The organism is Intrasporangium mesophilum, from assembly GCF_054783095.1.
This window is the reverse complement of sequence record NZ_BAAGRF010000014.1, coordinates 1-23,430: the sequence shown is the minus strand read 5'-3', so window position 1 is coordinate 23,430 and position 23,430 is coordinate 1. Positions and strand designations below refer to the sequence as shown.

The window sequence follows — 23,430 nt, the reverse complement described above, 5'->3', positions numbered from 1 at the left end:
CCCGGCTACCGCAACGGGACCAGCGCCCGCAACGGCACCTGCGTCCACGACGGGACCAGCGCCCGCAACGGCACCTGCGCCCCCGACGGGATCCGGCGGGGCTCCGGGTCGCGCGACGTCTCGCCCTGTCGCCGGCCGAACGGATCGGGCACCCTTGCAGCCCAAGGCTGCCCATCCGGACGACCAGCGCCCGCTGGATCATCCGTACTTCGCTCGTGGTCCGCGCCATGTCGGATACCTCCTCGTCGCTGCCGTCGCCACCCTCCCCCTCCTCATACCGAGCGGCCCGGGCAACAGCGCGCTCGCCGACGTCGGCATCCTCGCCTTCGTCGCGTCGGTGTTCGCGTGGTTGTGGCATGAACGGGCCCGGGTCACTCTTCCCTACCTCGTGCCCGTCGCCCTGCTCGTCACGGCGGGGGCTGTGTCGGCTCTGCACGGCGGGACGGAGTCGGCGGTCCTGACGATCGCCCAGGACATCTTCTGTCTCCTGTGGGCCGCCGCGATCGCCAACGCGGTGCGTCGTCGTCGATGGCTGCTCGAGCTGCTGTTGCGGGCCTGGGTGTGGTCGGGGGTCGCGTGGGCGGGTGTCCTCTGCGTCGGCCGCATCGCCGGTATCAGCTGGATGGCCGGCATCACCGCAAGAGACGGTGGACGGGCGTCGCTCACGTTCGACGACCCGAACCTGGCCGCGAACTACTTCCTCGTGTGCGTAGGGCTCATCCTGGCGACCTCGGTGGTCCGCCATCTCGTGACGCGCGTCCTCGTGCTCGGTGTGGTCCTGCTGGCCATGGTCTTCACGGGATCGAACGGTGGCGCCATCGGCCTCGTCACGCTGGTCGTGGTGGGAATGCTCGGCGGTCTGCAACGGCGGCGGGGCACCATGGCGGCCGCCTCGGCAGCTCTGCTGGTGACGGTCGCGGTGGCTGTCGTCGCGCCGCACGTGAACATCGACCAGATCGGACAGCAGGCATCCGACAGCATCCAGATCCTCAAGGACTCGCTGGGCCGGACCGACGAGTCAAGCGGGTCCCGCCAGGTGCTCGCCTCGGAGACGCTGCACCTCTATCTCGAGGGAGACCTCGTGGGGGTCGGCCCCGGGCAGACCAAGGCGGTCCTCAAAGGTCAAGCCGCGCCGTACGTCAAGGAGGCCCACAACGACTACCTGGCCACGCTCGTCGAGCGTGGTGCGCTGGGCGGCCTCGGCCTCGTGGCGCTCATCGCGGTGATCGCCCTGCGGCTCGGACGCACCGCGACGTGGCCGCAGTCCGTCTGGGTGCGGCATCTCGTGCCCCGACCCGAGTTCCTGCTGGCGCTCGGCTGTGCCCTGGCCGCTGCGGCGCTGTTCTACGAGGTCCTGCACTTCAGGCACGTGTGGGCGTTCCTCGGGCTCGTGGCGGGGATCGACCCCGGCGTGGCCCCCTTCGGGGACCGACGGTGGAGGCGGACGGGATGAGCAGACTGCGCCCCGTCGCCCTGCGGCGCCCTCTGCCCGACCTGGCGACGCGATCCGTCGTCGGCAACATCGGCGCGCGGCTCGCCGCCCTGATGTCCGTGGCGCTGGTGACGGTTCTCGTCGCCCGGTCCGGCGGTGCCGACGACGTCGGCCTGCTCGCCCTGATGCGGGTGCTTCCCGGCCTGGTCGGCGTCGTCGCGGCGTGCGGCCTGCCCGGAGCCATGGGCTACTTCGTCGCGGGCGCTGACGCGACGCACCCCCGGCTGTGGCCCACCATCCAGTTTGCAATGCTCGCCGGTGCGGGGGCCGGCACCGTCGTGTGGCTCGTGCTCACGCCCGTGATCCACGACCGGCTCATGGCGACCTCGAGCTATTCGGTCGTCGCGGTCACTGGTCTGACCGTGGCGACCCAGCTACCAGTGGCGGTCGGCAAGTCGTGCCTGCAGGCCCTCGGTGACTCTCGCGGGTCGAACATCGTCATCGTCGCGGAGGAGGCAGTCTTCGTACCGGTGTACGTGCTCCTGTGGGTCGCCGGGATGCGCGGGGGCGGGCTCCTGGTCGGGTCGCTGCTCCTCGCGGACGTTCTCGTGGCGGCTGCGGCCTGGGTGAGGATCAGCCGGCTGGTTCGGCGCCGGGGGATGGCTCAGCTCGGCCGGCCGGACCGCCCGCTGCTGCGACGGATGGTCGGGTTCGGCCTGCGCAGCCAGGTGGGTGGCATCCTCAACCTGCTCAACCTCCGGCTCGACGTCGTGATCCTCGGCGCGCTCACCGGTCCCGCCGAGGTGGGGGTGTATGTCGTGGCCTCGAAGTTCGCCGAGCTGCTTCGCCTGCCCGGGCTCGCGCTGGCCTGGGTCAGCTATCCGCGGTACGCACGCCGGGCGGCATACGTCAACGGCCCGGATGCCGACCCGGAAGGCGCCCGACCGCGAGTCGACCCGGAGGCGGCCCGCCCTGCCCGGCAGCTAGCGAGCCTTCCCGGGCTCCTGGCGTTCGGGGTGGTCTCCGCCCTGCTGCTCTGCGCCAGCGCCTTCGTCGTGCTGCCGCTCGTCTACGGCGAGGAGTTCACGGCCGCCGTCTGGCCGACCGTGTGGATCTCCCTCGGCCTCGTCGCAGAGCCGGCGGCGGGAGTCGCATCCGGGTTCCTGCTCGGCTCGGGTCGACCCGGGTTGAACTCCGCGATCCTGGGCGGCGGTCTCGTGGTCACCGTCGTACTCGACGTCCTGCTCATCCCGCGCCATGGTTCGCTCGGTGCATCGTGGGCGAGCATGGTGGCATACCTCGTCACCGACATCCTGCTCATCGTCGCGTGGAGACGCCTCTCACGGGGGCACCCATGACCGGCCGCCGCTCGATGGTCCGTCGCGCGCTCGCGACCTGCGGGCTGGTCCTGGCCCTGTCCTCTGCCGCGTGTTCCTCGCCTGGCGGCGCGGCGGCTCCGAGGGGGTCGGCAACAGCGACGGTGCGGCCGCAGTACGTCGCCCTGGCCGACGCCGTCGTCGCACAGCATGGCTCCGTCTGGGTCGAGACCGACCTGCTCAAGGCCTGGCGCAGCGGACCCGCTCGCTACGAGACGGTGCTCTCGACGGTGAGCTCGCTCGCCAACCGCCCCGGCGTCGCCGGCGTCAAGATCGCCGACGAGCTGGGCTACGACGACGGGACGGATCCAGGAACGGTGCTGACCTTCCTCAAGGCGACGACCGCTGCCCTGCACTCGCGGCTGCACGGGCGCAAGGTGCTCGTCGACTTCATCGTTCCCGAGCTCGGCTGTCTGAGCTGGCAGCGGTCAGGTGCCGCGTCGGCAACGGCGGACGCCGGGTCGACGTCCTCACCGGAGGCGGAGTGCGGCGCGCGTGAGATCGCGAAGAACCCGGCGGCATCCCTGGCCGCCGTCGACTCCTACGTCGCCAAGGGCGGGCTCGACGTCATCGACCTCAGTCCGGGCCTCCGGTCAGACGCCGAGTACGCCGCGTGGGGCACGACCCGGGACGCGGCCATGGCCGCCGTGTGGGACGAGGCCTCACGCCGTTGGGGGGGCATGGTGCGGCTGCAGGCCCGCAAGGCCCTGGCCCACCCGGGTCCCTACGCGGGCACGCCCGCCACGGCCGAGGCGGATGTGCGGACGTTCGTCGACATCCCGCTCGCGCACGGCGCGAAGGCGGTCGACATCTGGACGTGGAGCCAGCCCTACAAGGGAGCCACCTACACGATCACCGACCCGGGCCTCCAGCCGAACCCCCTCGTCGAAGCCCTGAGGTCCCGCCGGGCACGTGGCGTGGACCTCTGGACCCACATGACGCCGTCGTCGCTCCAGTCCGGGCTGCAGGCAGACGTCGAGTCGGCGCTGACGCTGTTCAGCACGGTGTTCGTCGCGTCAGGAACGGGGTGACCGTGACCACAGTGAACCGGCGCGCAGTGATCCGGGCCCGGCGGGCCGGAGCCATCTCACCGGACCGAAGGGCCCTGGACGTCCTCGTGGCCGCGACCGCTCTGGTCGTGCTGTCCCCGCTGCTGCTCGTCATTGCAACCGTGGTGCGCCTGTCGAGCCCGGGCCCGGTGATCTTCCGCCAGCAACGGCTCACCAGGGGGCGCAGACCCTTCACGATGTACAAGTTCCGGACCATGCGGGTGGGGACCCGCGGACCGGATGTCACCACGGCTGGTGACTCGCGCGTGACCGGGCCGGGTCGGTTCATGCGGCGCACCAGCCTTGACGAGCTGCCGCAGCTCGTCAACGTCCTTCGGGGCCAGATGACTCTCGTCGGGCCCCGGCCGGAGACACCCGCGCTCGCAGCGAGATACCCCGCTGACCTCCAGTGGGTGCTCCACGAGACGCCGGGTCTGACGGGACCGGCCCAGATCACCCTGCGTGACGACGTGAGCATCGTCGGGTCGATGAACGACGTCGAGCAGTGGTACCTCGACCGCCTCGTACCTCAGCGCGTGGCCGCTGACCTGACCTTCCTGGACCGGCCGTCGCTGGCCGCGACGGTGCACATCATCGGGATGACGGCCCGCTACGTTCTCACCGCACGGCGGCCGGCGATCCCAGCGGTCGAGTCACCAGGGGGTCGCAGCGGGCGTTGAGACACTCGCCCGTCGCGAGGTCGAAGTCGAAGTTGTGTCCGAGGCACCGCAGGACCCCGTCGCGGATCACCGCGCCGTGGGTGAGGTCCTCGCCGGCATGCGGGCAGTACCTGCTGACCTCCCACCCGTGCCGCCCGTCGGTCAGGGTGACCCGGTCGTGCGGATCCCGCTCGGCCTCGAAGCGCTCGACGGCTTCCAGGGCGCCGGCGTCCGCGTGCTTGAGCAGTCCGACGAGGTAGTCGTTGTACCGGTCCGGGTCGCGCCAGGCGGAGATGCGCAGCGAAAGGAAGAGGTCCTCCCAGCGCACGCGTCCAGTGAGCACGGCGTCGAGCCATCGCGCGTCGACCCGGATCCGGTAGCCGGGACGTGGCGTGCTGCCGGTCAGGTCGACCCGGCACCGTGACGGCCCGAGCTCCACATCCCAGGTCCCGCCGTCCGCGCCGGAGACGACGAACCGGACCGTCATGCCGATGCGGTACAGGAAGTAGTCGGACAGCGCCCCGAGCTCCGTGAAGTGCTCGGCGAACCGTTGGGCGAGCCCGCTGCCCGGCTGCGGGTCCGGGTTGGCGGCGTACACCGCGGCCACCTCCGGTGCCCGCCGCGCCGCATACTCGCGCAGGTAGGCCCGCAGGTCGTCGGGCAGGCCCCCGGATGCGGCGTGCCGGTCGTTCGCGAGGCGGAAGCCGTCCCAGTGCGGGTCCCGGTCGACCTCGCCCGTGGCGACCTCGATCCGGTCGCCAGGCAGGAGCGTGGCCACCGAGAGGTCCGGCAGCCTGGCCCGCAGGAACGCGGCGGCCTGGGCGGTGTCGGGAAAGATGCCCGGCGGCGCCATGCGGTCGTTGTGGTGGGCGAGGGCCGGATCGAGGAAGCACGGCGGTCCGGCATACGGCATCGCGATCCGCGGCGGTGCCGAGCGCAGCAACCGCGTCACTGCCTTGAACTTGCCGATGCGCTTGTCGGCGCTGATCGAGGCGACGACCTCGGAAGGGTACTCGTAGCAGATCGGGTGCCACGACGCTCCCGACATCTGCACGCCCATGAGGTCGAGCGGGCGACCCGCTTCCTGCGCGGCGCGGCGCAGCTGGGCCACCGAAAGACGCGCGTCGTTGGTGTGCAGGATCGCGTGGCCGGCGGCGACGACGAGGATCGCCGAGTCGTGGCACATCGGCGACAGCTCCTGGATGACCGTGACCCAGTCGCCTCGGTCGTTGAGCGCCAGACGCTCCCAGCTCTCGAGCTCGATGACGACGTTGCGTATGCCGGCCGCGCGGATCCGGTTGTACATCTCCGGCGCGGGGTAGCGGGGGATCACGAGCCGCACGCGCTCGGGCAGGGTACGCAGGAAGTCGAGGTCGAGGTGGTCGAGGTGCTCGTGGGAGATGCCGATCCAGTCGGCGTCCAGCACGTCCCCCCGTCGCAGGTGCGAGTTGTCGGGGAAGGGGAACCACGACCCGAGGAACGCTCCTAGGGGCGAGACCCACGGATCGCACAGCATGGCGAGGTGGGGTGCGTCGATCCGCAGCCCCGCATGTCCCAGAGACGTCACGACAGGTGCGACCACCGAGCCATGGTCGCCGACCCCGGCCCGTGCGCCCACCGGCCGCGGACGGAGCCCGGCGTACAGCAGATGCTGTACGCCGCGGCTCGAGAGCCGGGGCCGCGTGGCGGGCTCTAGGGTGGCCCGGTGAGCAACGCCGCACGAAGAGCACTCGACCGCCTCCTTGCCGACGCGCAGTCGAAGGGGCGTATGCCGTCCGTGGCAGCCGGGGTGGTCCGGGACGGGACACTCGTGTGGTCCGGCGCGGTCGGCACACTCGACGGTCGCGCTGGCGGCGAGCCTGCAGACGCCGACACCCAGTACCGCATGGGCTCGATCACCAAGACGTTCGTCGCCGTCGCGGTGATGAGGCTGCGGGATGCCGGTCGGCTCGATCTCGACGACCGCTTCGAGGAGCACGTGCCGGGGTCCGCATTCGGCCGCGCGACCGTCGCCCAGCTGCTGTCTCACGGAGCCGGCCTGCAGGCCGAGACCAACGGCCCGTGGTGGGAACGCACGCCCGGCGCATCGTGGGCCGATCTCGTCGACTCGCCTGTGCAGCAACGGTTCCGGGCCGGACGGATGTTCCACTACACGAACGTCGGCTATGCCGCTCTGGGCGAGCTCTTGGCTCGCGCGCACGGGTTGAACTGGTTCGAGGTCGTGCGCCGTGACCTGCTCGAGCCGCTAGGGATGAGCCGCACCACGACCCGGCCGACCGGCAAGGCGGCGCCGGGGCTCGCGGTGCACCCTTTCGCCGACGTGCTGCTGCCGGAGCCGGAGCACGACGCCGGGGCGATGGCGCCTGCCGGGCAGCTCTGGACAACGGTCGCGGACCTCGCCCGGTGGGCGGCCTTCGCCGGGGGCGACACCGGTGACGTGCTCTCGCAAGACACGCTGCGCGAGATGTTCGAGCCGCACGTGGTCAACGACAGCCCGGGCACGGCTTGGGTCGGGGCACACGGGCTCGGCTGGCAGGTCTGGAACGTGGACGGCATACGGTACGCGGGCCACGGAGGGTCGATGCCCGGCTTCATTGCCTCCTTGCGCGTCAACCAGGAGACCGGGGACGGCGTCGTCGCCTTCACCAACTCCACCACCGGGACACTCGCGCCGCTGCCGATGAGCCTGCTCGAGACGTACGTCAAGCACGAGCCCACGCCGTCGCAGACCTGGCACGCGGCAGGGGATCCCGGCCTGCTCGACATCACCGGCATCTGGCACTGGGGACCAGCCGTCACCCTCGCCAAGGTGGTCGAAGGCCGGCTCGTCCTCGGTGAGCCGGGCGCGGGGCGCGGGTCGAGGTTCGACCCGGTAGGGCCGGACGAGTGGGTGGGGCTCGATGGCTACTACACCGGTGAGCCGCTGCGCGTCGTGCGGCATACGGATGGCACGGTGTCGCACCTGGACCTGGCGTCGTTCCGCTTCACGCGCACGCCGTATGACCCCCTCGCCGACGTCCCCGGCGGAGTCGACGAGCGCGGCTGGACCTAGCTGTCCAGGCAACACACCCGGAAACCGTCAGCTCCGCACAGTTACAACTATGCGGAGCAGACGGTTTCCGGGTGTGTTGCGGGGTGCACGAACCCGTCAGTGGGAGTCGTAGTGCTCGGCCCGCTTCGGCAGCAGGAACGTCAGCACCCAGCCGATCGCGACCATCGTTGCCGCGACCCACAGGCTGGCCTGCGTGGCCGACCCGAAGGCTGCGATGCTCGGGCCTTCGGACGCCACGGAGGTGTCGAGGCTGCTGAAGAAGACGGTGCCGAGGATCGCGATGCCGAGCGCGCCGCCGACCTGCTGGACCGCGGTCAGCGTGCCCGACGCGGAGCCGGACTCCTCGGGGGAGACACCGGCCAGGACGATGTCGAAGAACGGCGCCATCGTCATGCCCATCCCGGTGCCCATCACCACGAGCGCGGGTGCCATCGCCCAGACTCCGATGCCCGTCCCAGCCGCGCCGATGGTGACGACGAGACCGACCAACCCGGCGGCCAGGAGCGCCCCACCGATGTGCATGAGCCGACGGCCGAGGCGCGCGTTGAGCGCCTGGGCGACGCCGAACCCGACCATCATGCCGAGGGCCTGGGGGAGTCCCGCGAGGCCGGCGTGGAGGGCGTCGAACCCGAGCCCGAGCTGCACGAACAGCGTGAACACCATCGTGCTGCCCATGAGCGACCCGAAGAACGCCAGGCCCGTGAGGAGGCCGGAGGTGAAGGCGCGCCTGCCGAACAGCGAGGGGACCACCAGCGTGGGCATCCCGGCGCGGTCACGACGCTTCTCGACGACCGCGAACACGGCAAACGCGGCGAACGCAGCTGCCAGGAGTGCGAAACACTATGCGGGCCAGTCATACTCGCGCCCTTGGATGAGCGGGATGATGAGCGCCGCCATGCCGCCGGTGGCGAGCAGCGCACCGGGCACGTCGATCTTGAGACCGCGGTGCGGCGTGCTGGCGGGCAGGTACCTCAGGCCCGCGACGAACCCGGCGATGCCGATCGGCACGTTGATCACGAAGATCGCCCGCCACCCGAGGCCGAAGAAGTCGGCGCTGACAAGCCACCCGGCGAGCACCGGGCCGCCGACGGACGCGAGGCCCATGATCGGACCGAACGCTCCGAAGGCCTTGCCCATCTCCTCGGGCGGGAACATCTCCTTGATCATGCCGAGGCCCTGCGGGATCATCGCTGCCCCGAAGAAGCCCTGGAGGACGCGCGTCGCAAGCAGCATCTCCGGTGACTGCGCGGCCGCGCAGAGCAGTGACGCGAGCGTGAAGCCGGCCATGCCGATGAGGAACATCCGCCGGCGGCCGTAGATGTCGCCGAGGCGTCCTCCGAGGAGCAGGCCGGCGGCCATCGCGACGGTGTATGCCGCCGTGAACCACTGGATGAACGTGGTCGCCCCGCCGAGGTCGCGGATGACGGAGGGTCCGGCGATGACGGTGACGAGCGCGTCGAGAAGGTCCATCACCTCCGCGGCGAGGATGACGAAGAGAGCCGCCCAGCGCCAGGGATGGGCAGCCAGCGCCCGTGCCGGGCTGGTCTCGGTCAGGTGGGTGGTCATGGCTTCCTCCCGGGATCGATGGGCTGACGAACAGTGTTCGTCAATTGACGAACACTGTTCTACTCACGAACATCGTTCGTGTCAAGTACGATGTTCGTTAGAGCCGACGAGTGGAGGAGCGTTCATGACTCAGGCAGCCGGGCGGGAGCCGAATGCCGCACGCAGCACCCCTGGCAGCGCAGCACGCAACGAGGCAGGTGGCGCAGCACGCAACGAGGCAGGTCGCGCTGCACGCAACGCCACACCGAGGCTTCCCCGACCCACGCTCCCCGATGCCGAGCTGCCGACCCCGCCCTGGCGACGGCCACCCAAGGGAGCGCGGTCGCGCACCCCGATCAGCCTGGAACGCATCGTCGACGAGGCGCTGCGCATCATCGATGTCGAGGGCACCGACGGGGTGACGATGCGCAGGGTCGCGGCCGAGCTGGGCACCGGGCCGGCATCGCTCTACGCCTACGTCGAGTCCCGCGACGAGCTGCTACGGCTGGTGCACGACCGGGTGATCGCGGAGGTCGAGTTCCCGGACTTCGAGACCATGCCATGGAAGGAGGCCATTCGCGTCTGGGCCTTGGACGTGTACGACGTCTACCACCGCCACGGCGACATCGCGCTGCTCAGCTTCGCCGAGATCCCCACGGGACCGGAAGCCCTGCGCGGCGCCGAGGAGATGGCGGCCGCCTTGTTGCGGGCCGGGGTTCCCGAGCGGGTGGCCCTCTGGGCGCTCGACCGGCTCGCGCTCTACATCGGCGCCGACGCCTACGAGGGCTGGCTGATGCGGCGTCGCTTCGGCGGCGGCACGATCGAGGAGTCCGAGCGGCGCGGCATGGCCTACTTCGAGCAGGTCGGCCAGTTCTTCGCCAGCCTTCCGCGAGAGCAGTTCCCGACGATCGTCGACCACGTCGGAGCGATGATGGGCGGCGACGGCGAGGAGCGGTTCCTCTTCGGGCTGGACCTGCTGCTCGACGGCATCGAGAGCCGGATCCCCCGGGTCGAGTGAGCGCCCCGTCCCACCATCGTCAGTGGCTGCGGGCGTCTCAGGTCAGTCGTGGGACGGGGCGCTCACTCGACCTTTGCGGGTGAGCGCTGGGTCGGCCTTCGCCGCCGACCGCTGGATGAGCGCCTCGATGCCGTCGAGCAGCAGGCGCAGGCCCTTGTCGAACTCCACCTCGAAGAAGTCCTCGTCGTCATCGTCCAGGGCTTCCGGACCGGCGGAGGTGAGGCGCGGGAAGACGGCCGGGTCGATGAGCGCGCTCATCAGCGGTAGGTAGGACGCCTGGGGGCTGTCCGGGTCCGCCGCCCCGACGAGCCCCATCTGCATCGACTGGCGCACGTGGTTCAGGCCCCAGCCGTCGATCGCGAGCATGGCCGAGAGCCGCTCCTCGTTCGTCAGGGGCGCGTCCTCGAGCGCCTCCAGCCCTGACTCCATCCAGGCGAGCATGTTCGGCGTCAGCGGCGGGCCGGCCTGGCGCGTCTCCGTGGTCCAGGGGTGGGCGAGCCGGCGAGTGGCGATCTCCTTGGCCCAGGTGGAGATCCGGGCCCGCCAGCCGTCCTCCGGTGGGAACTCCAGCGTGGGTGGGCCGTACGCGACATCGAGCATCACGGCATACAGCTCGTCCTTGCTGTCGACGTAGCGGTAGAGCGACATCGTGGTGAAGCCGATGGCGGTCGCGACGCTCTTCATCGACACCGCGTCGAGCCCGTCGGCGTCGGCGATGGCGGCCGCGGCAGCGCCGATCTCCTCGATGCTGCGGCCGGGCTTGGGCCCGCGTCGGCCCTCGGGCTCCTTGCCCCAGAGCAGCTGCAGGTAGCGCGGCAGGTCGGTCACGAGACGAAGTGTAGCCAACTGCTTGCGTGGTACGCAGATTAGGTCTACTTTCAGTGTGCGACATAAACACTATGCGCCATACGCAGATCTCGGAGAGGCAGACCATGACTGTGCAACAGACCTCGACCCCGGCGCCCCCGCGCGCCGGCCGCCGCGAGTGGACCGCGCTCGCCGTGCTCACCCTGCCGCTGCTCATCGTGTCGATGGACGTGTCGGTGCTCTTCTTCGCCGTGCCGCACATTGCCGAGGCCCTGTCGCCGACCGCCACCCAGGTCTTGTGGATCTTCGACGTCTACGGCTTCGTCCTCGCTGGGCTCCTGCTGACGATGGGCAACCTCGCCGACCGCATCGGCCGGCGCCGCCTGCTCCTGATCGGCGCCACGGCATTCGGGCTCGCGTCCGTTCTCGCGGCCTACGCGCCGACGGCCGAGGCGCTCATCGCCGCCCGCGCGCTCATGGGTGTCGGGGGAGCGACCCTCATGCCGAGCACCCTCGCCATCGTGCGCAACCTCTTCACCGACGAGGCCGAGCGGGCCAAGGCGGTCGGCATCTGGTCGGCCGTCATGGCCGGCGGCGTGGGCATCGGCCCCGTGATCAGCGGCATCCTCCTGGCCCACTTCTGGTGGGGCTCGGTCTTCCTCATCAACGTCCCCGTCATGGTCGCGCTGCTCGTTGTCGCACCACTGCTCCTGCCCGAGTCGCGAGCCGCCGCGAGCCGCGTCGACCTGGTCAGCTCGGCTCTCTCGCTGCTCGCGATCCTTCCGGTCATCCACGCGCTCAAGCAGTTTGCCGCCCATGGGTGGTCGCCGTGGCTGCTCGCGTATGCCGCTGTCGGCGTGTGCGCGGGAGTGGCCTTCGTGCGCCGCCAGTCGCGAGTGCCCTCGCCGATGGTCGACCTCAGGCTCTTCCGCAACCGCGGCTTCGGGGGGTCGATCGCGGTCCAGATGATCGGGATGTTCGGCGTCATGGGCAACGCGATCCTCATGACGCAGTACCTCCAGTCGGTGCTCGGCTATTCGGCGCTCGCTGCTGCACTGTGGAGCCTGCTGCCGTCGGTCCTCGTCGGTGCTGCGGCGCCGACCGCGGCCGCGATCTCGCAGAAGGTGGGACGGCCGATCGTGATGGCGGTCGGGTTCGTTGTCGCCGCAGTCGGATTCGCGGGGATGTGGCTCGCCCACGCCAACTCGTCGATCGCACCCGCGCTGGTCGCATCCGCCTTCATCGCGATGGGTCTCGTGTCGGTCGCCACCCTGGTCACCGAGTACGCCATCGGCGTCGCACCTGCCGAGCGGGCGGGGTCAGTCTCCGCGCTGGTCGAGACCGCCGGCGAGCTCGGTGGGGCGCTCGGCATGGCGGTCCTCGGCAGCATCATCGGCGCCGTGTATGCCGCCCGCATCGACACGCTGCTCCCGGCCGGACTGCCTGCCTCCGTCGAGTCGGCCGTCTCCGAGACCCTGGGTCAGGCTGTCGTGGTGGCCGGGCAGGTCGGGGGTGCCCAGGGCCAGGCAGTGCTGGACGCGGCCCGGACGGCATATGTCGACGGGATGCACTCGACCGACCTCGTGGCGTGCGCGGTGCTCCTCGTCGGTGCAGTGGTCGCGTTGGCCACGCTGCCCCGGCACCGCGAGCCGGTCCGAGAGGTTGAGGCCGAGCCTGCTGCCGTCAGCGCCTGACCACCCCCGCGGGTCGATGTATCACGCGTTCTATACCGCGCGGTGATACATCGACCGGGGGATCGGGCGGCGGGCGGGTGTCAGCCGCGGAGCCGGACCGACAGGCACGTCACGCAGCCTTCGAGCTTCTCGAACTCGGAGATGTCGACGACGGTCACGTCGTTGCCGAGGTTCTCGAGCAGCCGCGCGGTGCGTGGGGCCGCGGCTGACATGAGGACTGACATCCCGCCGAGCAGGACGACGTGCGCGCCGGCCTCCTCCGGCACGGGGACGAACCGGTCCCAGACGGTCGGGTCGTCGACGAGCGGCGGAAAGCCGATGATGCTGCCGTCGGGCAGGGCGGTCACGGCCGACTTGAGGTGCAGGACCTTGCTGACCGGGACGGGCACGACCTCCACCCGGGAGCCGGTCAGTGCGGCTCGGAGCTGCTCGACACCGGCGAGGTTGGTGCGCCCGCCGACCCCGACCCACACCCAGCGCCCGTGCTTGAGGACGTCGCCACCATCGAGCGTGCCCGGCTCCTCGATGGCCCGGACGCGGTAGCCCTGGGACTCGACCGACTCGCGGACCCCCGCCTGCTCGCGGCGGCGCTCCGGCGCCCCGGACCGGCAGAGCACTGCGACGTCGCCATGGACGACGACCTGGTCCTCGATGAACACGCCGTCGGGGCAGTCGTCGACCGGCGGGGCCTCAACCACTGACCAGCCGCGGCGTCCGAGCACGTCGCAGTACTCCTGCCACTGCCGCAGAGCGAGATCAGGGTCGACCTGGCCGGAGCGCTCGATGTGGGTGACGATCCCGTCGGCCAGGCGGGGCGAGGGTCGGCGGACGAGCGCGAGGCGACGATGCACGCGGACAGCCTAGGGGCGCGGGGCGGCAGTGTTGTGGTCCGCTCCATGTGCGTTGGTCCATGTGGCGGAGCAACGCACATGCAGGTGGGCCCCACACCGTGTCCGGGGCTACGAGCCCGCGCTGGGCGGGGAGCGTTCCCGCGCCACACGGCATACCGTCGTCATTGGGCTTGACCCTCACGCGACGTGAGGCGCCACGCTCGTGTCATGACCGGAAGGACGCAGGAGATGACCACCTGGACGGTGGGGCAGGTCGCTGACCTCTTCGGCGTGACGGTGCGCACGCTGCACCACTACGACGAGATCGGCCTGCTCACCCCGAGCGAACGCTCGCGGGCGGGCTACCGCATCTACACCGACGAGGACCTCACGCGGCTGCAGCAGATCGTCGTCTACCGCCGGCTCGAGCTGCCGCTCGACGAGATCGCAGGACTGCTCGACGGCGGCGAGGACGCGGTCGACCACCTTCGTCGGCAGCGTGCGACGGTCGTGACCCGGCTAGGCGAGCTCGGCGAGCTCGTCGACGCCATCGACAGAGCACTGGAGAGAGAGATGAGCAACCAGCCAGCAACGCCCGAGGAGATGAAGGAGCTCTTTGGCGACGGGTTCAGCGACGAGTACCAGCAGGAAGCGCAGGAGCGCTGGGGCGAGACCGACGCCTGGAAGCAGTCGGCGGAGCGCACCAGGCGCTACACGAAGTCGGACTGGGAGGAGGTCAAGGCGGAGATGGAGGCCGCGCACGCGGCGTTCGTCCGGGCCAAGCGCTCTGGCCAACCGCCGACGAGCGAGGCGGCGATGGACGCCGCCGAGCAGCACCGGCTGCACATCCACAACCGCTTCTACGACCTCAGTCCTGACTTCCACCGCAACCTCGCCGACATGTACGTCGCCGACCCGAGGTTCACCAAGACGTACGAGGACCTCGAGGAGGGGCTCGCCCAGTACGTCCGCGACGCGATCCACGCCAACGCCGACCGGCAACAGTCCTGACGGCCCTGCTGGTCGTACCCGCGCCAGACCAACAGGTGAACGGCGGCCGGCCGCCCAACGCTGTGCTCGTAACCTGGTGACATGCGTGTTGGTGTCTTCGGTGCAACGGGTCAGGTCGGCGGGGTCATGCGCACCCTCCTCGAGGAGCGCGACTTCCCCATCGAGCAGGTGCGGTTCTTCGCGTCGGCGCGGTCGGCGGGCACGACGCTGCCGTGGAAGGGCGCCGAGGTGACCGTGGAGGACTCGGCGACCGCCGACTTCTCCGGCATCGACATCGCGCTCTTCTCCAACGGCGGCGCAGCGTCCAAGGAGCTCGCGCCGAAGGTCGCGGCAGCGGGTGCGGTCGTCGTGGACAACTCGAGCGCCTGGCGCAAGGACCCCGAGGTCCCCCTCGTCGTGTCCGAGGTCAACGCCGCGGATCTCGACACCATCCCCAAGGGGATCGTCGCGAACCCGAACTGCACGACGATGGCCGCGATGCCCGTGCTCAAGCCCCTGCACGACCGGGCCGGGCTGGTGCGCCTGCACGTCTCGAGCTACCAGGCGGTCAGCGGGTCGGGCGGCAAGGGCGTCCAGGAGCTCGACCGCCAGCTGCGCGGTGGGTATGCCGCGGGCGACCCCGCCGAGCTCGCGCTCGACGGTCGCGCGGTGGCCATCCCCGAGGCCCAGGTGTATGCCGTCCCCGTCGGTTTCAACGTCGTCCCCCTCGCGGGGTCGCTCGTCGACGACGGCTCGCTCGAGACCGACGAGGAGCAGAAGCTGCGCAACGAGTCGCGCAAGATCCTGCACATCCCCGACCTGCGCGTGTCGGGCACGTGTGTCCGGGTTCCCGTCTTCTCCGGCCACAGCCTCGCGATCCACGCCGAGTTCGCAGAGGACCTCAGCGCCGACGAAGCGCTCGACCTGCTCAAGAACGCCCCCGGGGTCATCGTGACCGACGTCCCCAACCCGCTCGAGGCCGCCGGTCGCGACGAGGTGTTCGTCGGGCGGGTCCGCGCCGACCAGGCCGCGCCCGAGGGCAAGGGGCTGGTGCTCTTCGTCGTCGGTGACAACCTGCGCAAGGGCGCGGCGCTCAACGCGGTCCAGATCGCCGAGGAGCTCCTCGCCCGCCGCTGACCCCGTTCGAGTGGCCCCGTTCGAGTGGCCCCGTCGAGTGGCCCCGTCGAGTGGCCCCGTCGAGTGGCCCCGTCGTCACACGCGTCCCCGGGAAAGGGTGCCCCTGCGTGCGACTGGTGTGACGGCGGGGCCACTCGACGTTGGGTGTCGCCCGGGTCGCATAGGCTCGGCGTCGTGACGGACATCCTCGCGGCGGCGACCCCCGGCGTCGACACGGCTCCGGGCCTGTTCGTCTGCTTCGAGGGCGGCGACGGCGCGGGCAAGTCGACACAGGTGCGCCTGCTCACCGACGCCCTCGAGCGCCGCGGACGTCGCGTCCTCGTCACGCGGCAGCCTGGCGGCACACCGCTCGGCGAGCAGATCCGCCAGCTCGTCCTGCATGGCGACCATGTCGCGGCCCGCGCCGAGGCGCTGCTCTACGCCGCCGACAAGGCGCACCATGTCGACGAGGTCATCCTCCCGGCGCTGCGTCGCGGGGAGGTGGTCCTGACCGACCGTTACATCGACAGCTCCATCACCTACCAGGGCGTCGGCCGGTCGCTCGGGATTGCCGAGATCCGGGCGTTGCAGCAGTGGGCGGTGGGTGGGCTGTTTCCCGACCTCACCATCGTCCTCGACGTCTCGCCGGAGGTCGGCCGCTCCCGCCGTGGCGACGTCCACGACCGGCTCGAGTCGGAGGCCGATGCCTTCCATGCCGCGGTCCGCCGCGCCTACCTCAACCTCGCCGCGCAGGACCCCGACCGGTACCTCGTCGTCGACGGCGCCCTGCCCGTCGCCGAGATCCATGCCGCCGTCCTGGCGCGCGTCGACCAGGTGATCGCGAGGCGGACATGACCGTCTGGCGCGACCTCGTCGGACAGGAGCCGACGATCGAGACCCTCTCTCGCGCGGTTCGCGACGAGGCGTCCATGACCCACGCGTGGCTCTTCACCGGCCCTCCGGGGTCGGGACGCTCGACAGCGGCCCGGGCTTTCGCGGCCGCGCTCCAGTGCCCCAAGGGAGGCTGTGGAGAGTGCATCGAGTGCCGCACCTCCCTCGACGGCACGCACGCCGACGTCAAGGTCGTCGCGACCGAGGGCCTGTCCATCAAGGTCGCCGAGGCGCGTGCGCTCGTGCAGGAAGCGGCGATGCGTCCATCGGTCGGTCGCTGGCGCATCATCATCATCGAGGACGCCGACCGCCTCACGGCATACACCGACGCCCCGGCCGACGCACTCCTCAAGGCGCTCGAGGAGCCGACGCCACGCACCGTCTGGATGCTCTGCGCGCCGAGCCTCGAGGACGTCATCGTGACGATCCGGTCCCGGTCCCGGCACGTGCGGCTCCGCACACCCCCGGTCGAGGCGGTCGCAGAGCTGCTCCAGCGCCGCGACGGCGTCGACTCGGCGATGGCTCTGTATGCCGCTCGCGCCGCGCAGTCCCACATCGGGCTGGCCCGCCGCCTGGCCCGGGACGAGCAGGCCCGGATCCGACGCCACGACGTCATCGCGATGGCCGCCAAGATCGTCGGCGTCGGCGACGCGATGGGTGCAGCGGCAGACCTCGCACAGATCGCCGACGAGGAGTCCTCTGCCTCGGGTGCCGAGCGCGACGCGGCCGAGCGGGCACGGCTCATGGAGACCCTCGGCGCCGACCCGACGGCGCGCGTTCAGCCGCCGCACATCCGCTCCCAGCTCGCCGCCCTGGAGCGGGAGCAGAAGACTCGCGCGACCCGCTACGGCCGTGACGTCATCGACCGCGCCCTCGTCGACCTCACCTCCGTCTACCGCGACGCTCTGGTGCTGCGGCTCGGCTCAGACGTCGACCTCGTCAACCCGGACGCGATGGACAAGGTGCGTGGCCTCGCGAGCGTCTTCACCGCCGAGCAGCTCCTCGGCGCGATGGACGCCATCAACGAGGCGCGCGAGCGGATCAACGCCAACGTGGCACCCTTGCTCGCGCTCGAGGCGATGGCACTGCAGCTGCGGGTGCCGCGCGACCTTGGAATGTAGGTCGGCCCAGGTTCTCGGGTTACCGTTTCCGCCATGACGACACGCCCTGCCGCCATCGCACGTGCCCTCACCGCGACGGCGGCGGCGGTGGCGCTCGTGCTCGGGGCGGCGGCGTGCGACGACTCCGAGCCTCCGGTCGCGGCGCCGACCCGGTCCGGGCTCCCGGCAGCCACGGTCGCGCCAGCCGCGGATCTCGCCCCTTACTACACCCAGCATCTCGACTGGAAGCCGTGCAACCAGTTCGAGTGTGCGACGCTGCTAGTGCCGCTGGACTACTCGCACCCGGACCCGGCCACGGACCTCGGGATCAAGGTGCTGCGCGTCAAGGCGGGCGACCAGGACCACCGCCTCGGCTCGCTGCTCATCAACCCCGGCGGGCCGGGAGCGTCCGGGATCGACTACGTCGCGGGCGGGGCGAGCACCATCGGCGGGCCCCAGGTGCGCCGCTACTACGACCGCATCGGCTTCGACCCGCGCGGTGTCGGCCGCTCGGACCCCATCGACTGCCTCGGTGACCGCCAGCTGGACGCTTTCCTCGGCGCTGACGCGACGCCGGACTCTCCGTCCGAGGAGCAGACGCTGCTGAGCGAGGCGAAGGCGATGGCCGACGGCTGCGAGGCCAACAACCCCGACCTCGTGAAGCACCTGTCGACCGAGGACGCCGCCCGTGACATGGACGTGCTGCGGGCCGCGGTCGGGGACTCCCAGCTGAACTACCTCGGCAAGTCGTACGGCACGTTCCTCGGCTCGACGTATGCCGGCCTGTTCCCGGAGCGGGTCGGCCGGATGGTCCTCGACGGCGTCGTGCCGCCTGACCTCACGAGCGCCGAGCTCGCCGAGGGGCAGGCCCGGGGGTTCGAGCTCGCGACCAAGGCCTACCTGCAGGACTGCGTGGCGGGCGGCGACTGCCCGCTCGGCGACACCGTGCCGGCGGCCGAGAAGGGCCTGCAGGACTTCTTCGCCGGCCTCGACAGCAACCCACTGCCGACCGGCGACCCGGCGGTGCCGCAGCTCAACGAGTCCTGGGGCCGGCTCGGCGTCGCCCTGGGTCTCTACGACCAAGGCTCGTGGGGCGTCCTGACCGAGGCGCTGACCGAGGCCAAGTCGGGCAACGGGCAGACGCTCCTGCAGCTGGCGGACTCCTACGCGGACCGCAAACCGGGGGGCGGGTACAACGGCAACATCATGGAAGCGATCTACGCCGTCAACTGCATCGACCGGCCCGACAGCCCTGACCTGTCGACCTACGAGAAGTACGCCACCGACTTCGCCAAGGCGGCGCCGACCTGGGGCCCCTGGCTCGCCTGGGGCAACCTCCCCTGCGGCGTCTGGCCCGCCAAGGAGGGCCAGGGCCCGCACAAGATCCGCGCTGAGGGCAGCAACCCGATCGTCGTCGTCGGCACCACGCGCGACCCCGCGACGATCTACGAGTGGTCCAAGCGGCTTCGCGACCAGCTCGCGAACGCGGCGCTCATCTCGTACGACGGAGACGGCCACACGGCATACGGTCGGAGCAACACCTGCGTCGACGGCGCCATCGACGCGTACTACGTGCAGGGGCGCGTTCCCAAGGACGGACTTTCATGCTGAGCGACGCGCCACATCCGGACGACCTTCCCGAGGCGCAACCTGGGTATGCCGCCCTGCCGCCTGACTACACGCCACCATCCCAGGGGTCTACGGCATACGCAGGACCGGAGCTCCCGCCGCCCGGACCTCCTTCTGGCCCAATGGGATCCAGCGCCCACCAGCCGGGCGCGGCCGCACCGGGGCGGCACTCTCCACTGCGGCGCGTGCTCGCCCTCGTGGCCGTCGTCGCGCTCCTCGGGGCCGTCGGTCTCGCAGTCTGGCGCGTCGGGAACCCGCCGACGGCGGCTCAGCCCCGGCAGCCTGCGAGCGGATGGGCGACGCCAGGGGCCGGTGGCAGCCCGAGCGCCTCGCCCACCCAGGCGCCGCCCACCGACTACGCCGCAGCACTGCGCGACTACTACACCCAGAAGGTCGACTGGAAGCCGTGCTCCGGCGACTCCAAGCAGCAATGCGCGACGATCCAGGTCCCGGTCGACTACTCCAAGCCCCAGGGTGACCGCTTCCACCTGGCGCTGCGCAAGGTGCCCGCGACCGACCCCTCGAAGCGCGTCGGGTCGCTCCTGGTCAACCCCGGCGGCCCGGGAGCGTCCGGGGTCGAGTTCGCCCAGGCGGCATCCAGCACGTTCAGCCCCGACGTCCTCGCGGCATACGACATCGTCGGCTTCGACCCGCGTGGGATCGCGGCGTCTGACGCCGTCGACTGCCTCAGCGACAGCGACATGGACCTGCTCTTCAGCACCGACCCGACGCCCGACTCGGCCGCCGAGAAGGCGAAGGGCCACTCCGCCCTCGACGGCGTCACCGAGCGCTGCGCGACCCGTGGAGGCGAGAAGGCGCGGCACATGAGCACGACCGAGGTGGCCCGCGACATGGACATCATGCGGGTGCTGCTCGGTGACCAGAAGCTCAACTTCTTCGGCGGCTCGTACGGCACCTTCCTCGGGGCGCTCTACGCCGACCTGTTCCCCAAGCAGGTCGGGCGGATGGTGCTCGACTCGGCCATGTCGCCCAACCAGACCGACGAGCAGGAGATGACGTACGACATCCAGGGGTTCGAGTCGTCGATCGATGCGTTCCTCGACTGGTGTGTCGTCCGGGACGACTGCGCCCTCGGGCGCGACAAGGCCTCGGCCAAGCAGAAGCTCGTCGACCTGCTCGACAAGGCCGAGCGTGACGGGCTGACGACGAGCCGGCCAGGCCTCTCCCGGATCGGCGAGGGCTGGGTCGCCTTCGGCATCTTCATGTGCCTCTACTCGGACCAGCTGTGGGAGCCGCTCAACCAGGCCTTGACCCAGGCCCTCGACGAGGGCAAGGGCGACCTGCTCCTGCGCATCGGTTCGCTGTTCGTGGACCGGAGTCCCTCCGGGAAGTACGCCAAGGGCAGCTATCTGCAGGCGATGATCCCGGTCCGCTGCGCCGACTGGCCGCGCACGCCGCCGACGGCGGCCAGGGTGGCCGAGGAGGACCAGGCCAAGGCGGCCCACCCGCTGTGGGCGCGGATGACCGGCGACCTCTACGACAACTGCCGCACCTGGCCCAGTGCCGGCCGCCCCCCCAAGGGCACGACCCTCGGCGTCGGGGCCGCGCCGATCCTCGTCATCGGCAATGAGCGCGACCCGGCGACGCCGATCGGCGGTACGAAGCAGCTGGCGAAGGACCTCGCGTCCGGTGTGCTCCTCACCTCCGACCACGACGGCCACGGCACCTACAACCAGGGCAACACCTGCGTCGACGACGCTGTGGACGGGTACCTCGTCGACGGCAGGACCCCGCCCGACGGCAAGGCCTGCTGAGGCCGCATCCGCAGCCGTCAGGCCTCTGGGGCCGAGTGCCGTCGGCTGCCGTATGCCGTCGGCGGCGGTGTGTCGTCGGCCGCCGTATCTCGTCGGCGCCGCAGGTCGTCGGCTGCCGTATGGCGTCGGCCGCCGTGCCACGTATGCCGGGCGGGCGGCATACGTGGTATCGGGCGGGCTGTTGGGTCGTCGCGCGTGCGGGGACGGTCCGATTTCGTGCCCAGACTGGGGTCTGCGTATACTCATCCACCGTGCCCGGGTCTCGCCCGGCCCCATGGGTACGTGCCGCCTTAGCTCAGTCGGCCAGAGCGATTCACTCGTAATGAATAGGTCGTCGGTTCGATTCCGACAGGCGGCTCAGATGACGCCCCCGGCTCCGGTCGGGGGCGTTTCTGCTGGTCAGTGCAGGTGCATACCACGGTATCGATGGCCACTGCACTACGCATCACCAGCGGCACGAGACCATGCCTGGCGCGGTTTTGGGCACATTTTGGGCACTCGACGATCCAGGGCGGGCGGACAGATCCAGGGCGGGCGCTGTCACTGGTGGTCCCGTCGGTGAGCAACACTCTCGCTGAGCCGGTCCAGAGCAGCGGCGACGATATCTAGCTCGTCGTCGTAGAGGTGCGCATAGATGCGTGCCGTCGTCGTGATCGACTCGTGACCCATGGCTCGCTGTATCCATCGCAGGTCCGCACCCGCCGATCGGGCCAACGAGCCAAATGTGCGGCGCAGGTCGTGGGGAGTTGCGCCCGCAAGCCCGAGCTCCTGCGTCGCTGCTGTCCAGCCGCTTCGCCTCCGCCAGTTCCCGTTGCGGAGATATCCGCCTTCGGGCGCGGTGAACACCAGATCGTCCTGCTCCTTGCCGGACACTCGAGCCTGGAGCACGGGCTCGAGCAGCCCAGGTATGGCGACGTGCCGTCGCGAGGCTCGGCTCTTCGGCCCGGCTACATCCATCCGACCTCCGACTTCGGTGGCGCGCTCGACTATCCGCACCCGACGCCTGAAGAGGTCGACGTCCGAGACTCTCAGCGCTGCGAGCTCCGACCATCGCAGGCCTAGGTAAGCCATGGCGAGCACGAGATCACCGTGGTTCCCGAGGCGTTTGGCCAAGGCCTGCACCTCATCGACCGTCAGGATGCGCTCCCGAGCTGGAGGGCGATGGGGCAGGCGCACTCCCCGGGCCGGGTTGACTGCAAGTCGACGCGTTCGGATTGCGTGGTCGAGAACCAGACAGAGAACCCGGTGCGCCTGTCGAACCGTCTCCGGGCCCTTGGTCTGCGCGAGGGTCAGGATCCAGTCGGCAACGTCTGAATGCTCCATGCGACTGAGTTGCCAGTTGCCAAGGTACGGTTCGATGTTGCGCCAGGCCGCGCGGTAGTTCTGCAGGGTCGTTGCGCGAAGGTGGCTGGTCCCGACGCGCTCGTATTCTGCCCACACGGACGTGAGGGTCACCTTGCCGCGTCGAGGGTCGAGCCAGTCGCCCTGCCTCAGCTGTTGTTTGACCTGGTCTTCGTACGCCTCCGCATCACGCTTACGGGCAAACGTCTTCGAGCGCTGGCGACCGTCTGGACCGCGATACCGCACCCGCCATGAAACGCGGTGCGTCGAGGTCCGCTTCTCGATCACGCGACGTCGCCCTTCTGCTGCTCGATCCAGGCAGCGACGAGGGAGGCGTCGAAGCGGCGATGCTTTCCGACTTTGAAGGAGGGCGGTCCCTCGCCGTGAGCGGCCCAGTGATGGACTGTGGACAACGGCACGCAGAGGATCTGGGCGACGTCCTTGACGGTGAGGAGCCGCGGGAAGGTCTGAGTGGGCTCGGTCTCCATGCGCTCTTCCCTTCTGTGTTTCCGCTTGGGTATCGGCTTCTTCGCTGGCTCCCGTCGCGGCTCCCACGTCGAGTCGGCACTCAGGTCATCCAGGCAGCCCGCCCGAAGGCGTACCTGGACAACCCCAAGCCAGGGTCACCATCGGAAGGTCGCAGGATGTGCGTCAAGCAGTCGCGCGAGCTTGTTGCTTCGACAGCTGCCGGCCGTTCTCGTGGCCCGTCAGGCTGTCCTCGCCAGATTCCTCATAGCGTTCGCGCGAAGGGCGCCGATCAAGCCGTTTATGGGGACTGCGACCGGTCGAGCTCCAGTTGCGAGCGGTCGAGGACTTTGCGTCGGGTGCGACAAGGCGCGGAGTAGATCTCGAGCAACTGGTGGGTCAGTGGTGGCGCCTGGGCGTCGCCCTCGAAGGCCCGTGACGGCTGGCGCCGCAACGTCGCAGCGAGGCTTTGATTGTGGAGCGCCGCGATGAATGCGGGCCGATGTGTCTTGGCTTGCGCACTCGGCTTGAGGGACTCGCGGCTTCGTGGGCACGCGTGAGCAGGACGGACTCGAAACTGTCGACGACGCTCGAAAACGAGGCCATAGCGACGGTCGAAAACGAGGCCACCCAGACAGATTGGATGGGTGATCTCAGTGGA

At 70.3% G+C, this 23,430-nt stretch carries 21 protein-coding genes and 1 tRNA gene; 14 read left to right on the top strand and 8 right to left on the bottom strand.

The window, feature by feature from the left end:
* Positions 1–5 precede the first annotated feature (5 nt).
* Positions 6–152 carry a hypothetical protein gene (locus ACYVLP_RS13205; RefSeq protein ID WP_460627808.1) on the bottom strand — a complete coding sequence of 49 codons (147 nt, stop codon included), beginning with the start codon at positions 150–152 and terminating at the stop codon, positions 6–8.
* A 2-nt stretch (positions 153–154) separates the two neighbouring features.
* Between ACYVLP_RS13205 and ACYVLP_RS13200 the strand changes: the two genes are divergently transcribed.
* From ACYVLP_RS13200 to ACYVLP_RS13185, 4 genes are read left to right on the top strand one after another with little or no spacing between them, the layout of a single operon-like run.
* Entirely contained in the window at positions 155–1,453 is a 1,299-nt protein-coding gene (locus ACYVLP_RS13200) for an O-antigen ligase family protein (protein ID WP_460627807.1), read from the top strand.
* On the top strand, positions 1,450–2,790 hold the full coding sequence (locus ACYVLP_RS13195; protein WP_460627806.1) for a lipopolysaccharide biosynthesis protein: 1,341 nt from the start codon (positions 1,450–1,452) through the stop codon (positions 2,788–2,790). The genes ACYVLP_RS13200 and ACYVLP_RS13195 overlap by 4 nt, the downstream gene beginning before the upstream one ends.
* Positions 2,787–3,839, top strand: coding sequence for a hypothetical protein (locus tag ACYVLP_RS13190; protein ID WP_460627805.1), 1,053 nt, complete (start codon positions 2,787–2,789; stop codon positions 3,837–3,839). Before ACYVLP_RS13195 ends, ACYVLP_RS13190 begins: the two co-directional genes overlap by 4 nt.
* 2 nt (positions 3,840–3,841) lie before the next feature.
* Positions 3,842–4,537: a sugar transferase gene (locus ACYVLP_RS13185; RefSeq protein WP_460627804.1), complete on the top strand. Its 696-nt coding sequence runs from the start codon at positions 3,842–3,844 to the stop codon at positions 4,535–4,537.
* On the opposite strand, the gene ACYVLP_RS13180 is transcribed toward ACYVLP_RS13185, so the two are convergent.
* The gene (locus tag ACYVLP_RS13180) at positions 4,476–6,098 is read right to left on the bottom strand and encodes a Rieske 2Fe-2S domain-containing protein (protein ID WP_460627803.1); all 1,623 of its coding nucleotides are present in this window, start codon (positions 6,096–6,098) and stop codon (positions 4,476–4,478) included. The genes ACYVLP_RS13185 and ACYVLP_RS13180 overlap by 62 nt on opposite strands.
* A 123-nt stretch (positions 6,099–6,221) precedes the next feature.
* Here ACYVLP_RS13180 and ACYVLP_RS13175 point away from each other — a divergent pair, with 123 nt between their 5' ends.
* Positions 6,222–7,568, top strand: coding sequence for a serine hydrolase domain-containing protein (locus ACYVLP_RS13175; RefSeq protein ID WP_460627802.1), 1,347 nt, complete (start codon positions 6,222–6,224; stop codon positions 7,566–7,568).
* A 96-nt stretch (positions 7,569–7,664) separates the two neighbouring features.
* Here ACYVLP_RS13175 and ACYVLP_RS13170 read toward each other — a convergent pair whose 3' ends face one another.
* Both ACYVLP_RS13170 and ACYVLP_RS13165 read right to left on the bottom strand, forming a co-directional pair.
* Entirely contained in the window at positions 7,665–8,396 is a 732-nt protein-coding gene (locus ACYVLP_RS13170) for an MFS transporter (RefSeq protein WP_460627914.1), read from the bottom strand.
* Between the two features lie 12 nt (positions 8,397–8,408).
* Positions 8,409–9,134 (bottom strand): MFS transporter, encoded by a 726-nt coding sequence (locus ACYVLP_RS13165; RefSeq protein ID WP_460627801.1) that lies wholly within the window; start codon positions 9,132–9,134, stop codon positions 8,409–8,411.
* 124 nt (positions 9,135–9,258) lie between these two features.
* Here ACYVLP_RS13165 and ACYVLP_RS13160 point away from each other — a divergent pair, with 124 nt between their 5' ends.
* On the top strand, positions 9,259–10,131 hold the full coding sequence (locus ACYVLP_RS13160; RefSeq protein WP_460627800.1) for a TetR/AcrR family transcriptional regulator: 873 nt from the start codon (positions 9,259–9,261) through the stop codon (positions 10,129–10,131).
* A 42-nt stretch (positions 10,132–10,173) separates the two neighbouring features.
* Here the strand turns inward: ACYVLP_RS13160 and ACYVLP_RS13155 are convergent, their stop codons facing one another.
* Entirely contained in the window at positions 10,174–10,959 is a 786-nt protein-coding gene (locus ACYVLP_RS13155; protein WP_460627799.1) for a TetR/AcrR family transcriptional regulator C-terminal domain-containing protein, read from the bottom strand.
* A 104-nt stretch (positions 10,960–11,063) separates the two neighbouring features.
* On the opposite strand from ACYVLP_RS13155, the gene ACYVLP_RS13150 reads away from it, so the two are divergent.
* On the top strand, positions 11,064–12,632 hold the full coding sequence (locus ACYVLP_RS13150) for an MFS transporter (RefSeq protein WP_460627798.1): 1,569 nt from the start codon (positions 11,064–11,066) through the stop codon (positions 12,630–12,632).
* Positions 12,633–12,712: 80 nt separating this feature from the next.
* Here the strand turns inward: ACYVLP_RS13150 and ddaH are convergent, their stop codons facing one another.
* Positions 12,713–13,483, bottom strand: a complete 771-nt coding sequence (ddaH, locus tag ACYVLP_RS13145; protein WP_460627797.1) for a dimethylargininase — start codon at positions 13,481–13,483, stop codon at positions 12,713–12,715.
* 207 nt (positions 13,484–13,690) lie between these two features.
* Between ddaH and ACYVLP_RS13140 the strand changes: the two genes are divergently transcribed.
* The 7 genes from ACYVLP_RS13140 (at position 13,691) to ACYVLP_RS13110 (ending at position 21,321) form a co-directional block, all read left to right on the top strand.
* Positions 13,691–14,473, top strand: coding sequence for a MerR family transcriptional regulator (locus tag ACYVLP_RS13140; RefSeq protein WP_460627796.1), 783 nt, complete (start codon positions 13,691–13,693; stop codon positions 14,471–14,473).
* Between the two features lie 81 nt (positions 14,474–14,554).
* Positions 14,555–15,589, top strand: a complete 1,035-nt coding sequence (locus ACYVLP_RS13135; RefSeq protein ID WP_460627795.1) for an aspartate-semialdehyde dehydrogenase — start codon at positions 14,555–14,557, stop codon at positions 15,587–15,589.
* Positions 15,590–15,763: 174 nt separating this feature from the next.
* Positions 15,764–16,423, top strand: coding sequence for a dTMP kinase (tmk, locus tag ACYVLP_RS13130; protein ID WP_460627794.1), 660 nt, complete (start codon positions 15,764–15,766; stop codon positions 16,421–16,423).
* Complete coding sequence (locus ACYVLP_RS13125; RefSeq protein WP_460627793.1) at positions 16,420–17,580, top strand: DNA polymerase III subunit delta'; 1,161 nt, start codon at positions 16,420–16,422, stop codon at positions 17,578–17,580. Before tmk ends, ACYVLP_RS13125 begins: the two co-directional genes overlap by 4 nt.
* Before the next feature lie 33 nt (positions 17,581–17,613).
* Complete coding sequence (locus ACYVLP_RS13120) at positions 17,614–19,170, top strand: alpha/beta hydrolase (protein ID WP_460627792.1); 1,557 nt, start codon at positions 17,614–17,616, stop codon at positions 19,168–19,170.
* Positions 19,164–20,963: an alpha/beta hydrolase gene (locus ACYVLP_RS13115; RefSeq protein WP_460627791.1), complete on the top strand. Its 1,800-nt coding sequence runs from the start codon at positions 19,164–19,166 to the stop codon at positions 20,961–20,963. The genes ACYVLP_RS13120 and ACYVLP_RS13115 overlap by 7 nt, the downstream gene beginning before the upstream one ends.
* 284 nt (positions 20,964–21,247) lie before the next feature.
* Positions 21,248–21,321: transfer RNA gene (locus ACYVLP_RS13110), tRNA-Thr, on the top strand.
* A 182-nt stretch (positions 21,322–21,503) separates the two neighbouring features.
* Here ACYVLP_RS13110 and ACYVLP_RS13105 read toward each other — a convergent pair.
* Together ACYVLP_RS13105 and ACYVLP_RS13100 are read right to left on the bottom strand one after the other, a co-directional pair.
* Positions 21,504–22,592: a tyrosine-type recombinase/integrase gene (locus tag ACYVLP_RS13105; protein ID WP_460627790.1), complete on the bottom strand. Its 1,089-nt coding sequence runs from the start codon at positions 22,590–22,592 to the stop codon at positions 21,504–21,506.
* The gene (locus ACYVLP_RS13100) at positions 22,589–22,792 is read right to left on the bottom strand and encodes a helix-turn-helix transcriptional regulator (RefSeq protein ID WP_460627789.1); all 204 of its coding nucleotides are present in this window, start codon (positions 22,790–22,792) and stop codon (positions 22,589–22,591) included. Before ACYVLP_RS13100 ends, ACYVLP_RS13105 begins: the two co-directional genes overlap by 4 nt.
* Positions 22,793–23,430: the final 638 nt, after the last annotated feature.

Excerpts from the sequence above, each read along its gene's own strand:
- ACYVLP_RS13100 (WP_460627789.1), bottom strand. The coding sequence starts at position 22,792 with ATGGAGACCGAGCCCACTCAGACCTTCCCGCGGCTCCTCACCGTCAAG.
- ACYVLP_RS13115 (WP_460627791.1), top strand. The coding sequence starts at position 19,164 with ATGCTGAGCGACGCGCCACATCCGGACGACCTTCCCGAGGCGCAACCT.
- ACYVLP_RS13190 (WP_460627805.1), top strand. The coding sequence starts at position 2,787 with ATGACCGGCCGCCGCTCGATGGTCCGTCGCGCGCTCGCGACCTGCGGG.
- ACYVLP_RS13165 (WP_460627801.1), bottom strand. The coding sequence starts at position 9,134 with ATGACCACCCACCTGACCGAGACCAGCCCGGCACGGGCGCTGGCTGCC.
- ACYVLP_RS13160 (WP_460627800.1), top strand. The coding sequence starts at position 9,259 with ATGACTCAGGCAGCCGGGCGGGAGCCGAATGCCGCACGCAGCACCCCT.
- ACYVLP_RS13135 (WP_460627795.1), top strand. The coding sequence starts at position 14,555 with ATGCGTGTTGGTGTCTTCGGTGCAACGGGTCAGGTCGGCGGGGTCATG.
- ACYVLP_RS13140 (WP_460627796.1), top strand. The coding sequence starts at position 13,691 with ATGACCGGAAGGACGCAGGAGATGACCACCTGGACGGTGGGGCAGGTC.
- ACYVLP_RS13150 (WP_460627798.1), top strand. The coding sequence starts at position 11,064 with ATGACTGTGCAACAGACCTCGACCCCGGCGCCCCCGCGCGCCGGCCGC.
- ACYVLP_RS13120 (WP_460627792.1), top strand. The coding sequence starts at position 17,614 with ATGACGACACGCCCTGCCGCCATCGCACGTGCCCTCACCGCGACGGCG.
- ACYVLP_RS13195 (WP_460627806.1), top strand. The coding sequence starts at position 1,450 with ATGAGCAGACTGCGCCCCGTCGCCCTGCGGCGCCCTCTGCCCGACCTG.
- ACYVLP_RS13125 (WP_460627793.1), top strand. The coding sequence starts at position 16,420 with ATGACCGTCTGGCGCGACCTCGTCGGACAGGAGCCGACGATCGAGACC.